Source organism: Streptomyces sp. NPDC127108 (genome assembly GCF_042677545.1).
Lineage (GTDB): Bacteria > Actinomycetota > Actinomycetes > Streptomycetales > Streptomycetaceae > Streptomyces.
In genome coordinates this window covers 103,185-114,939 of the sequence record NZ_JBHXTE010000006.1, presented here as the reverse complement: position 1 = coordinate 114,939, position 11,755 = coordinate 103,185, and the positions used below count along the sequence as shown (strand labels likewise).

Here is an 11,755-nt window from a genome sequence, read left to right as displayed (position 1 = left end):
CGACGTGCCCGTCAATACGGACCGCCATCGGTCCCGGGGCGTCGGCCCGTGGCGCGGTTGAGCGCCCGGGTGGAAGAGACCTCCGGCAGCGACGACGCTGATCAGTAGCCGTACGAAGCCGGAGGCGCAGTGGACGTTTCTATGACCCTGTGGGTGACGACCGTTCTCGGTCTGTGTGCCCTGATCGCGGTCGACTTCTTCATCGGGCGCAAGCCCCATGATGTGTCGATCAAGGAAGCCGGAATCTGGACGGTCGTCTGGATCATCCTCGCGGTGCTCTTCGGACTCGGCCTGCTGATCGCCGGTGAGAGCCAGGCGTCCGGCGAGTTCTTCGCGGGCTTCATCACCGAGAAGTCGCTCTCCGTCGACAACCTCTTCGTCTTCATCCTGATCATGGCGAAGTTCTCGGTGCCGTCCCATCTCCAGCAGCGCGTGCTGCTGTTCGGCGTGCTGATCGCCCTGGTCCTGCGAGCGATCTTCATCGCCGCCGGCGCCGCGGTCATCGCCAACTTCTCCTGGGTCTTCTACATCTTCGGCGCGTTCCTGATCTACACCGCCTGGAAGCTCATCCAGGAGGCGCGTGCCGACGAGGAGGAAGAGGACTGGGAGGAGAACCGTCTCCTGAAGTCCATCGAGAAGAAGTTCGGCGTCTCCGACCGGTACGAGGGCACGAAGCTCTTCATCCGGAAGAACGGCAAGAAGATCATGACGCCGCTCATGGTCGTCATGCTCGCCATCGGCACCACCGACGTGCTGTTCGCCATGGACTCCATCCCGGCGATCTTCGGCCTCACGCAGGACCCGTACATCGTCTTCACCGCCAATGCCTTCGCCCTGATGGGTCTGCGGCAGCTGTACTTCCTCATCGGCGGACTGCTCAAGAAGCTGGTCCACCTCAGCTACGGCCTGTCGGTGATCCTCGGCTTCATCGGTGTGAAGCTGGTGCTCCACGCACTGCACGAGAACGGCGTGCACGTCCCCGAGATCTCCATCCCGGTCTCGCTCGGCGTCATCTGCGGTGTCCTGGTCATCACGACGATCACCAGCCTCATGGCCTCCAAGAAGCAGGCGGAGCGCGAGGCGGCCGAGGCCGCCGAGTCCGGCGGCGACCAGTCCGGCAAGGACGACGCCCAGAAGGACAGCGTCGAGGCGTGACTGTGTAAGAACCACCCCGGAGCGGTGCACGGTCGTCGACCGTGCACCGCTTCCGCATGAAAGGAACCTATGAAGTCGCGGCCCTCCCGTGAGCGGGGCAGCATCGAAAACATGATCCCTAAGCTCCGGGCACTCGCCGCACGGTGGACCGCCGCCGTGCCCGTGTTCGGAATTGTTCTCCTCGCCCTCACCTGGGGGCGCGACCTGTCGGGCGTGGTCGTCGCCCTGGTGACGGCGGTACTGGCCGGGGCGGTGCTCGCCGCGGTCCACCACGCCGAGGTCATCGCGCACCGCGTCGGCGAACCCTTCGGCTCCCTCGTCCTGGCCGTCGCGGTCACCATCATCGAGGTCGCCCTCATCGTCACCCTCATGGCCGACGGCGGCGACAAGAGCTCCACCCTGGCCCGTGACACGGTCTTCGCCGCCGTGATGATCACCTGCAACGGCATACTCGGCCTCTGTCTGCTGACCGGCGCCCTGCGCCACCGCGTCGCCGTCTTCAACTCCGAGGGCACCGGCGCCGCGCTCGCGACCGTCGCCACCCTGGCCACGCTCAGCCTGGTCCTGCCGACCTTCACGACCTCCAAGCCCGGACCGGAGTTCTCCACGGCGCAGCTCACGTTCGCCGCCCTGTCGTCCATCGTCCTGTACGGCCTGTTCGTCGCGACGCAGACCGTCCGGCACCGCGACTACTTCCTGCCGGTCACCAAGGAGGGACAGGTCCTCGACGCCGACGACCACGCCGAAGGCCCCTCCGCCCGCACCGCCCTGATCAGCCTCGGCCTGCTCGCGCTCGCCCTCATCGGTGTGGTCGGGCTCGCCAAGGGCGTGTCGCCCACCATCGAGTCGGGCGTCGAGTCGGCCGGTCTGCCGCACGCCGTCGTCGGCGTGATCATCGCGCTGCTCGTGCTGCTCCCCGAGACCATCGCGGCCGTGCGCGCGGCCCGCCGCAACCGCGTCCAGACCAGCCTGAACCTGGCCCTGGGCTCGGCGATGGCCAGCATCGGCCTGACCATCCCCGCCGTCGCCATCGCCTCCGTGTGGCTGTCCGGACCGCTCGTGCTCGGCCTCAGCTCGACCCACATGGTGCTGCTCGTCCTCACCGTCCTCGTCGGCACCCTCACGGTCGTCCCCGGCCGCGCCACGCCCCTCCAGGGCGGCGTGCACCTGGTGCTGTTCGCGGCGTACCTGGAGCTCGCGGTCAATCCGTGACGCGCGGGAGCGGACGGTGCCGGTCCCGGGGTCACCCCGTGACCGGCACCACCGCCTCCTTCCGCACGGGCCGCGTCTCCGGAAGCAGCGCGAAGCACCCGAGGCTGAGCACCGCCACGGCCGTCAGATACGCGGCCACACCCCACGGCGTGCCCTCGCCCCGCGCCGCCGCGGTCGCCACCATCGGCGTGAGCGCCCCGCCGAGGACACCGGCCAGGTTGTAGCCCACCGCCGCCCCCGTGCAGCGCACCCGCGGCTCGTACAGCTCCGGCAGATACGCGGCGACCACGGAGAACATCGTGACGAACGCGATCAGCGCCACCAGGAAGCCCAGGAACATCAGGAACGGCTCACCCGTGGCCAGCAGGGCGACCATCGGGAACATCCACAGGGCGATCCCCGCACACCCCACCAGACACATCGGCCGCCGCCCGTACCGGTCGCCCAGGAAGGCCGCCACGGGCGTCAGGGCGCCCTTGACGACGACGGCGGCCATGATGCACGCCAGCATGACGGTACGGCTCACACCGAGGCGCTCCACGCCGTACGAGAGCGACCACGTCGTCACCGCGTAGAACACCGCGTACCCGACGGCGAGGGCGCCCGCCGTGAGCAGCACGAGCCGCCAGTGCCCGCGCGCCACCTCGACGAGCGGTACGCGCGCGGGCTCGCGCACCTGGAGGAAGTCCGGGCTCTCCACGAGCGAGGCGCGCAGCGCGATCCCCACCAGCGCGAGCACCCCCGCTCCCCAGAACGGAATCCGCCACCCCCAGGAGGCGAACTGCGCCTCCGTGAGGGTCGCTGAGAGCGCCAGCGTCACGCCGTTGGCCAGCAGGAACCCGATCGCGGGCCCGACCTGCGGGAAGCTCGCCCACAGGGCGCGGCGCTCGGGTGGCGCGTGCTCGGCGGTCAGCAGCACCGCCCCGCCCCACTCCCCGCCGAGCCCCACGCCCTGCACGAAACGCAGCACGAGCAGCAGCACCGGCGCGGCCACGCCGATCGTCCCGTACGTCGGCACGCAGCCCACGGCGACGGTGGCGACGCCCGTCAGGAGCAGCGAGATCACCAGGACGGGCCGTCGGCCGCGCCGGTCACCGAGGTGCCCGAAGAGCACGGAGCCGAGCGGCCGGGCCACGAAGCCCACTCCGAATGTCGCGAACGCCGCGAGAGTTCCCGCCAGCGGGGAGAACGTCGGAAAGAACAGCGGCCCGAGGACCAGGGCCGCCGCGGTGCCGTAGATGAAGAAGTCGTAGAATTCGATGGCCGTCCCGGCGAGCGACGCGGCGGCGAGCCGGGGCAGTGAAGGGGGAGTGGGCTGGGCCGTGGGCTGGGAGCCTGACGGAGAGTCACTGTTGTGCACGGTGCGTCAACTACCCGGTGTGACAGGCGGTTACGGGGGCGCGCGGGAGTCCGAGGGCGCGCCGGAAGGCCCGGCGGCGCACCCCGCCCGTGGGCGTCGCAGTGCCCCGCTCAGTACGTGACCGTGATCCGCCGCTCGTCCCCGTCCACCCGCACCGTGCCGCCGTACGGGATCACGTACTGGGGATCCGTGTGCCCGAGGTCCACGTCGAAGACGGCCATGGTGGCGGGAGCGTACGCGGCGAGCGCTTCGAGCACGGCCTCGCGCTGCTCGCGTGCGTAACGAGCCCGCTCCTCGGGGCCCTGGGGCCGGTCGAGGCTCCAGCGCTTGGGGCGGCCCATGAGCAGCGCGGCGAAGCGCGCGAGGAGTCCGCGCTCGCCCATGGCGCGCAGGATCCGGAACACCTCGGTGGGGGAGGGGAGTTGTTCCGTCGTCTCCAGGAACAGGACGTGCCCGTCGTACGCGGCCGGGTCGGCGACCTCGCGGTCGGCCATCAGGAGCCCGGCCAGGACCTCCAGGCAGCCGCCCCAGGAACGCCCCTCCACGACCCGCTCGGCCCCCTCCGGCAGATGCCAGCTCCAGCCCTCGCCCGGCTCCGTCGGCGGCTCGGCGGCGAGGGCCGCCGGGTCGTCCCAGGGGACGTCGATGTCACGGAAGCGCTCGGCGGGACGCAGCTCGTAGCCGCCAGGGGTGAACAGGGCGGCGCGCAGCGAGTCGGCCGTCTGGGCGGCCATGGCCCCCGGCCGCCCCAGCTCGCACATCACCGACGCCCCGTGGAAGCTGACGATGCCGGTCCGCCACAGGAACGCGTGCAGGTTGGTGTTGTCGCTGAACCCGAAGAACGGCTTGGGGTGCGCCCGGATCAACTCCCGGTCCAGGAACGGCAGCACGGTGATCTGGTCGTCGCCGCCGATGCTCGCCATGACGGCCTTGATCTGCGGATCGGCGAACGCGGCGTGCAGGTCGTCGGCACGCTCCCGCGCCGAGGCGCCCATCCTGCGCGTCGTCGGATACTCCACCGGCTCCAGGAGGAAGTCCGTCCGCAGCCGCCGCAGGCCCAGCTCGTAGGGCAGCGGGAAGAGCTCCGGCAGCCCGGCGGCGGGCGACACGACGGCAATGCGGTCGCCCGGGACGGGCTTTGGCGGATAGAGCGGCGGGTGCGGGCGGCCGGGCGGTGTCATGCCCGGCAGCGTACGTCCCGACTCACCGCGTCCGCACCGTGATAAACCGGCACTGACCAGCAGTCCGACGCACGGAGGTCCCTGTGCCCCACACCCTCGCCACCGCCCCGGTCCTGATCCTGAACGGGCCCAATCTGAACCTCCTGGGCAAGCGCCAGCCGGAGATCTACGGCACCGACACGCTCGCCGACGTGGAGGCGATGTGCGCCGAGGCGGCCGCGGCGCACGGCGGGACGGTCGACCTGCGGCAGTCCAACCACGAGGGCGAGCTGGTCGACTGGATCCACGAGGCACGCGAGCACCACGCGGGCATCGTCATCAACCCCGCCGCGTACTCGCACACGTCGATCGCCATCCTGGACGCGCTCAACACGTGCGACGGCATGCCGGTGGTGGAGGTGCACATCTCCAACATCCACCAGCGGGAGTCGTTCCGGCACCACTCGTACGTCTCGCAGCGTGCCGACGGCGTCATCGCGGGCTGCGGTGTGCAGGGGTACGTGTTCGGGGTGGAGCGGGTGGCGGCGCTGCTGGGGCGGGGCTAGGCCCGCCCCAGCGGGGGTCACCAGCCGCGTGCGCGCCACTCCGCGAGATGCGGACGCTCGGCGCCCAGCGTGGTGTCCTTGCCGTGGCCCGGGTACACCCACGTCTCGTCGGGAAGCGTGCCGAAGATCTTCGTCTCGACGTCCTCGACGAGGCTCGCGAACCGCTCCGGGTCCTTCCAGGTGTTGCCGACGCCCCCGGGGAAGAGGCAGTCGCCGGTGAAGACGTGCGGGTGGCCGTGCGGGTCGTCGTAGACGAGCGCGATCGAGCCCGGGGTGTGGCCCACGAGGTGCCGGGCGGTGAGCGAGATCCGGCCGAACGTGATGGTGTCGCCGTCGTCCACGAGGACGTCGGTCGGCGTCGGGATGCCCTCGGCGTCCTCGCGGCCCGCGTACGTGCGCGCGCCCGTCGCCGCGACGACCTCCTCGAGCGCCTGCCAGTGGTCGCCGTGCTGATGGGTGGTGACGACGGCCGAGATGCCGTCGTCACCGATGAGCCGCAGCACCGTCTGCGGCTCGTTGGCCGCGTCGATCAGAAGCTGCTCGTCGGTGGCCCGGCAGCGCAGCAGATAGGCGTTGTTGTCCATCGGGCCGACCGCGACCTTCGAGATCATCAGGTCCTGCAGCTCGTGCACGTCCGCGGGCCCGCCGACCTTCACCACTCCGCTGTACGTCATGCGGCTCAGCCTATAGCGGGGGGAGGGCGGGCAGGGAGCCGCCGTCGACGGTCAGCTCGGCGGTGAGTGTGCGCTGGTCGCGGCGGCCTGCGAGCCAGCCGACCAGTGCCGGAGCCGGGCCGCTCACGGTGACCTCGGGCTTGTCCGCCGCACGGCCCGTCGACCACGCGCGCGTGCCGTCGGTGACGCTCGTCGGCGGTACCTCGGGGTTGCCGGAGAAGCGGTCGGTGAGGAAGCCGATCTCGCGCTCCAGGAAGTCGGCAGGCACGTCCTCCAGCTCGTAGCCGATCCCGAGGTCGACGTGGTGCAGCTCCAGCTCGACCCAGCGCCGGAACGGCACCCGGGACGCCGAGTCCGTGACGCCGTTGCGCATCGTGATCGTGCGCGACCAGTCGGCGGGCAGCGCGGCCTGGGCCTCCAGGCGGGCCGCGGACTCCCTCAGGTCGGCGAGCTGCACCTCCAGCGGTCGCGGAGCGTCCCGCTCGATGTCGGCGTCCCGCGCCTCCCCGCTGACGTACATGGGCCGCCCGGCCAGAACATTCACCAGAGCGTCGGCGTTCCGTGCGACGTGCGCGAGGACGTGTCCGCGCGTCCAGCCGGGAAGCCGTGACGGCTCGGCCGTCGAAACGTTGTCCAATGCGGCGGCTGCGGCGAGCAGCCGTTCGGTCGCGTCACGTACAGACGCCAGGTCGCGCACATGATCAATCATGGGCCCGACGATAGCTCCGCCACACGTTCGGGTGAAGGCGGTGGACCAGCCCCGCAAATCGAATGTCCGTGCTATAAGGTCGGTTGCGGCATCGGGCATTCTTGGTAGTCCGGGTTGCGTCGACCTCCGGGTCGCGAACCAGAGAATCCGGCCCGGCGTTGTCAGTGGGTCGCCCTAGTCTGTGAAACGACGGGGGCCCCGCCCCTGTCACTTCTCTCAAGAAAGGTGCGGACCGGCGTGGCCGACCGTCTTATCGTCCGTGGCGCGCGCGAGCACAATCTCAAGAACGTCTCGCTCGACCTCCCGCGTGACTCCCTCATCGTCTTCACCGGTCTGTCCGGGTCCGGCAAGTCCTCGCTCGCGTTCGACACGATCTTCGCCGAGGGCCAGCGGCGCTACGTCGAGTCGCTTTCGTCGTACGCCCGCCAGTTCCTCGGCCAGATGGACAAGCCGGACGTCGACTTCATCGAGGGACTGTCCCCCGCGGTCTCCATCGACCAGAAGTCGACCTCGCGCAACCCGCGCTCCACGGTCGGCACCATCACCGAGGTCTACGACTACCTGCGCCTGCTGTTCGCGCGCATCGGCAAGCCGCACTGCCCCGAGTGCCGCCGCCCGATCTCCCGCCAGTCCCCGCAGGCCATCGTCGACAAGGTCCTCGAACTGCCCGAGGGCAGCCGCTTCCAGGTCCTGTCGCCGCTGGTGCGCGAGCGCAAGGGCGAGTTCGTCGACCTCTTCGCCGACCTCCAGACCAAGGGATACAGCCGCGCCCGGGTGGACGGCGCGACCATCCAGCTCTCCGAGCCGCCCACGCTGAAGAAGCAGGAGAAGCACACCATCGAGGTGGTCGTCGACCGCCTCACCGTCAAGGACAGCGCCAAGCGCCGCCTCACGGACTCCGTGGAGACCGCGCTCGGCCTCTCCGGCGGCATGGTCGTCCTGGACTTCGTCGACCTCCCCGAGGACGACCCCGAGCGCGAGCGGATGTACTCGGAGCACCTCTACTGCCCGTACGACGACCTGTCCTTCGAGGAGCTCGAGCCCCGCTCCTTCTCCTTCAACTCGCCCTTCGGCGCCTGCCCCGACTGCACCGGCATCGGCACGCGCATGGAGGTCGACCCCGAGCTGATCGTCCCGGACGAGGACAAGTCCCTCGACGAGGGCGCCATCCACCCCTGGTCCCACGGCCACACCAAGGACTACTTCGGCCGGCTGGTCGGTGCCCTCGCCGACGCGCTCGGCTTCGCCACGGACATGCCCTGGGCGGGCCTGCCCCAGCGCGCCAAGAAGGCCCTGCTGCACGGCCACAAGACCCAGATCGAAGTGCGCTACCGCAACAGGTACGGCAGGGAGCGGGTCTACACCACCGCCTTCGAAGGCGCCGTCCCCTTCGTCAAGCGGCGGCACAGCGAGGCCGAGAGCGACGCCAGCCGCGAGCGCTTCGAGGGCTACATGCGCGAGGTGCCCTGCCCCACCTGTGAGGGCACCCGCCTCAAGCCGATCGTCCTCGCCGTCACGGTCATGGGCAGGTCCATCGCCGAGGTCTCCGCGATGTCGATCAGCGACTGCGCGGACTTCCTCGCCGAGCTGAGGCTCGACGCCCGCGACAAGAAGATCGCCGAGCGGGTCCTGAAGGAGGTCAACGAACGACTGCGCTTCCTGGTCGACGTGGGCCTGGACTACCTCTCGCTCAACCGCGCCGCGGGCACCCTCTCCGGCGGCGAGGCCCAGCGCATCCGCCTGGCCACCCAGATCGGCTCCGGCCTGGTCGGCGTGCTCTACGTCCTGGACGAGCCGTCCATCGGCCTGCACCAGCGCGACAACCACCGCCTCATCGAGACGCTCGTCCGGCTGCGCGACATGGGCAACACCCTGATCGTCGTCGAGCACGACGAGGACACCATCAAGGTCGCCGACTGGGTCGTCGACATCGGCCCCGGCGCGGGCGAGCACGGCGGCAAGGTCGTGCACAGCGGCTCCCTGAAGGAACTGCTCGGCAACGACAAGTCGGTCACCGGTCAGTACCTGTCGGGCAAGAAGGTCATCCCCGTCCCCGACGTCCGCCGCCCCGCCGACCCCACCCGCCGCCTCACGGTGCACGGCGCCCGGGAGAACAACCTCCAGGACATCGACGTCTCCTTCCCGCTGGGCGTCCTCACGGCCGTCACCGGCGTCTCCGGATCCGGCAAGTCCACGCTGGTCAACGACATCCTCTACACCCACCTGGCCCGCGAGCTGAACGGCGCCAGGTCCGTGCCCGGACGGCACACGCGCGTGGAGGGCGACGACCTCGTCGACAAGGTCGTGCACGTCGACCAGTCGCCCATCGGCCGCACCCCGCGGTCGAACCCGGCGACGTACACCGGAGTCTTCGACCACGTCCGCAAGCTCTTCGCGGAGACCACGGAGGCGAAGGTCAGGGGCTATCTCCCCGGACGCTTCTCCTTCAACGTCAAGGGCGGCCGCTGCGAGAACTGCTCCGGCGACGGCACCATCAAGATCGAGATGAACTTCCTCCCGGATGTGTACGTCCCCTGCGAGGTCTGCCACGGCGCGCGGTACAACCGCGAGACCCTGGACGTGCACTACAAGGGCAAGTCCATCGCCGAGGTCCTCGACATGCCCATCGAGGAGGCGCTCGACTTCTTCGAGGCGGTGCCCGGCATCGCCCGGCACCTGAGGACCCTCCACGACGTGGGCCTCGGCTATGTCCGCCTCGGCCAGTCCGCGCCCACGCTCTCCGGCGGCGAGGCCCAGCGCGTGAAGCTGGCCAGCGAGCTCCAGAAGCGCTCCACGGGCCGCACGGTCTACGTCCTCGACGAGCCGACCACCGGTCTGCACTTCGAAGACATCAGCAAGCTGATCACGGTCCTGTCCGGCCTGGTCGACAAGGGCAACACGGTCATCGTCATCGAGCACAACCTCGACGTGATCAAGACCGCGGACTGGGTCGTCGACATGGGCCCGGAGGGCGGCAGCGGCGGCGGCCTCGTCATCGCCGAGGGCACCCCCGAGCAGGTCGCCGGGGTCCCGGTCAGCCACACCGGCAAGTTCCTGCGCGACATCATCGCCGCCGACCGCATCAGCGACGCGGCGGTGCCCGCGGCTCGCCGGAGCACCAAGAAGACCACCGCCAAGAAGACGGTGGCCTCGAAGGCGGCCCCCACGAAGACCGCCGTCACGAAGTCGGCGGTCACCAAGTCGGAGCCCACGAAGTCGGCCGTGAAGAAGACGGCCACCAAGAAGGCGACGGCCAAGAAGGCGCCCGCGAAGAAGACGACGACGCGGACGCGCAAGGCCTGAGGCCGAGCGCCCACCCGGCCGCCGACCACGTCACGACAGCGCGCCGCCCCGCACAGGGGCGGCGCGCTGCGTCTTTCCCACCGCCCAACGCGTACACGGCTCAACTCGCGTACCGTCCGACGCACCCACCGCCCGCCGTCCACCGCCCGCCGTCCACCGAACAACGCACCACCGGTCACGCACCACCGTCCGACGCACCACAGCGACCAAGGAGGCGTACGAGATGTCAGCCGCAGCCGCCCCGTCCGTGCGGAGCGAACGGAAGGGAGCCGTCACCACCGTCGTCCTGTCGCGGCCCGAGGTGCGCAACGCCGTGGACAGGCCCACCGCGCGGGCCCTCGCCGATGCCTTTCGGGACTTCGAGGCCGACCCGGAGGCATCCGTCGCCGTGCTGTGGGGCGAAGGAGGCACCTTCTGCGCGGGCGCCGACCTGAAGGCGTTGGGAACCCCGGAAGGGAACGAGGTCGCCGAGGTCGACGGGGAGAACGACGGGCCGATGGGGCCCACACGCCTCAGCCTGTCCAAGCCCGTCGTCGCCGCGATCTCCGGGCACGCCGTCGCGGGCGGACTCGAACTCGCGCTCTGGTGCGACCTCAGGGTCGCCGAGGACGACGCCGTGCTCGGGGTGTTCTGCCGCCGCTGGGGCGTGCCGCTCATCGACGGCGGGACGGTGCGGCTGCCCCGGATCATCGGCGAGGGACGCGCCCTGGACCTCATCCTCACCGGCCGCCCCGTCGACGCGGCGGAGGCGCTGGGCATGGGCCTGGTCAACCGCGTCGTGGCGCACGGCACCGCCCGCGCGGCGGCCGAGCGACTCGCCGCCGAGATCGCCGCGTTCCCCCAGACCTGCCTGCGGCACGACCGGCTCTCCGCCCGCGAACAGCACGGCCTCCCCGAACAGCAGGCGCTCGCGGGCGAGTTGGCCCACGGTCTGCACGCCCTCGGGGAAGCGGCAGAGGGCGCCGCGCGGTTCGCCGCCGGAGCGGGACGGCACGGCGCCTTCGGGACGAGCTGAACCTCCCGGGCCCGGGGGCCCTACGCCTCGCCCTTGCCCGGCTCCAGGAACTGCATGTCCAGCTGGATCTTCACAGCCTCGCCGAGCATGCCGGGGGCGAACGTCAGGCCGTACTCGCTGCGGCGGATCTCGCCCGTCGCCTCGAAACCGGCGTGGCGGGTGTCGCCGAAATCGCCGAGACCGCCGAACTCCACGGCCAGCGTCACCGGGCGGGTGACATCGCCGATGGTCAGCTCGCCCGCCATCGTCCAGTCCTCGCCGGAACCGGAGATCCGGGCCGAGCGGAACGCCATCGTCGGGCGCTTCTCCACGTCGAGCAGGTCGGAGGCGCGGACGTGCGCGTCCCGGTCCGGGTTGCCGGTGTCGATCGACGCGAGGGCGATGGTGGCGTTCACCACCGTGTCGTCGAGGGTCTCGCCCACCACCAGCTCCGCGTCGAACTCGGTGAAACGGCCCCGCACCTTGGAGATGCCCAGGTGGCGGATGGTGAAGTTCACGGCGGAGTGCAGCGGGTCGAGCGCCCAGCGGCCCGCCGGCAGCGGCAGGGCGGTGGTGGCGGCAGCGTCAGTGGTGTTGGTCTCGGTGGTCATGCCGTCCACTC

10 protein-coding genes are annotated in these 11,755 nt (G+C 70.6%); 5 read left to right on the top strand and 5 right to left on the bottom strand.

Going from position 1 to position 11,755, the window contains the following annotated elements; all coding sequences use genetic code 11:
- The first annotated feature begins 129 nt into the window (after window positions 1–129).
- Window positions 130–1,155, top strand: a complete 1,026-nt coding sequence (locus tag ACFVHO_RS07010) for a TerC family protein (RefSeq protein ID WP_385711012.1) — start codon at window positions 130–132, stop codon at window positions 1,153–1,155.
- A gap of 111 nt (window positions 1,156–1,266) precedes the next feature.
- Window positions 1,267–2,367 carry a calcium:proton antiporter gene (locus tag ACFVHO_RS07005; RefSeq protein WP_385711010.1) on the top strand — a complete coding sequence of 367 codons (1,101 nt, stop codon included), beginning with the start codon at window positions 1,267–1,269 and terminating at the stop codon, window positions 2,365–2,367.
- A 31-nt stretch (window positions 2,368–2,398) separates the two neighbouring features.
- On the opposite strand, the gene ACFVHO_RS07000 is transcribed toward ACFVHO_RS07005, so the two are convergent.
- Both ACFVHO_RS07000 and ACFVHO_RS06995 read right to left on the bottom strand, forming a co-directional pair.
- Entirely contained in the window at window positions 2,399–3,667 is a 1,269-nt protein-coding gene (locus ACFVHO_RS07000; RefSeq protein ID WP_385711207.1) for an MFS transporter, read from the bottom strand.
- A gap of 170 nt (window positions 3,668–3,837) precedes the next feature.
- The gene (locus ACFVHO_RS06995) at window positions 3,838–4,908 is read right to left on the bottom strand and encodes a S66 peptidase family protein (RefSeq protein WP_385711009.1); all 1,071 of its coding nucleotides are present in this window, start codon (window positions 4,906–4,908) and stop codon (window positions 3,838–3,840) included.
- 83 nt (window positions 4,909–4,991) lie between these two features.
- On the opposite strand from ACFVHO_RS06995, the gene aroQ reads away from it, so the two are divergent.
- The gene (gene aroQ / locus ACFVHO_RS06990) at window positions 4,992–5,453 is read left to right on the top strand and encodes a type II 3-dehydroquinate dehydratase (protein ID WP_385711008.1); all 462 of its coding nucleotides are present in this window, start codon (window positions 4,992–4,994) and stop codon (window positions 5,451–5,453) included.
- 17 nt (window positions 5,454–5,470) lie between these two features.
- Here aroQ and ACFVHO_RS06985 read toward each other — a convergent pair whose 3' ends face one another.
- Both ACFVHO_RS06985 and ACFVHO_RS06980 read right to left on the bottom strand, forming a co-directional pair.
- Complete coding sequence (locus tag ACFVHO_RS06985) at window positions 5,471–6,127, bottom strand: MBL fold metallo-hydrolase (protein WP_385711006.1); 657 nt, start codon at window positions 6,125–6,127, stop codon at window positions 5,471–5,473.
- A 10-nt stretch (window positions 6,128–6,137) separates the two neighbouring features.
- Window positions 6,138–6,836, bottom strand: a complete 699-nt coding sequence (locus tag ACFVHO_RS06980; RefSeq protein WP_385711004.1) for a maleylpyruvate isomerase family mycothiol-dependent enzyme — start codon at window positions 6,834–6,836, stop codon at window positions 6,138–6,140.
- Between the two features lie 237 nt (window positions 6,837–7,073).
- Between ACFVHO_RS06980 and uvrA the strand changes: the two genes are divergently transcribed.
- On the top strand, window positions 7,074–10,139 hold the full coding sequence (gene uvrA, locus ACFVHO_RS06975; RefSeq protein ID WP_385711002.1) for an excinuclease ABC subunit UvrA: 3,066 nt from the start codon (window positions 7,074–7,076) through the stop codon (window positions 10,137–10,139).
- 223 nt (window positions 10,140–10,362) lie between these two features.
- Window positions 10,363–11,154, top strand: a complete 792-nt coding sequence (locus ACFVHO_RS06970; RefSeq protein WP_385711000.1) for a crotonase/enoyl-CoA hydratase family protein — start codon at window positions 10,363–10,365, stop codon at window positions 11,152–11,154.
- Between the two features lie 20 nt (window positions 11,155–11,174).
- Here the strand turns inward: ACFVHO_RS06970 and ACFVHO_RS06965 are convergent, their stop codons facing one another.
- Window positions 11,175–11,744, bottom strand: a complete 570-nt coding sequence (locus ACFVHO_RS06965) for a YceI family protein (protein ID WP_385710998.1) — start codon at window positions 11,742–11,744, stop codon at window positions 11,175–11,177.
- Window positions 11,745–11,755: the final 11 nt, after the last annotated feature.

Bases quoted from the DNA above. Each gene is read 5' to 3' on its own strand.
- ACFVHO_RS07005 (WP_385711010.1), top strand. From the start codon at position 1,267: ATGATCCCTAAGCTCCGGGCACTCGCCGCACGGTGGACCGCCGCCGTG.
- ACFVHO_RS06995 (WP_385711009.1), bottom strand. From the start codon at position 4,908: ATGACACCGCCCGGCCGCCCGCACCCGCCGCTCTATCCGCCAAAGCCC.
- ACFVHO_RS06985 (WP_385711006.1), bottom strand. From the start codon at position 6,127: ATGACGTACAGCGGAGTGGTGAAGGTCGGCGGGCCCGCGGACGTGCAC.
- ACFVHO_RS06980 (WP_385711004.1), bottom strand. From the start codon at position 6,836: ATGATTGATCATGTGCGCGACCTGGCGTCTGTACGTGACGCGACCGAA.
- ACFVHO_RS06970 (WP_385711000.1), top strand. From the start codon at position 10,363: ATGTCAGCCGCAGCCGCCCCGTCCGTGCGGAGCGAACGGAAGGGAGCC.
- ACFVHO_RS06965 (WP_385710998.1), bottom strand. From the start codon at position 11,744: ATGACCACCGAGACCAACACCACTGACGCTGCCGCCACCACCGCCCTG.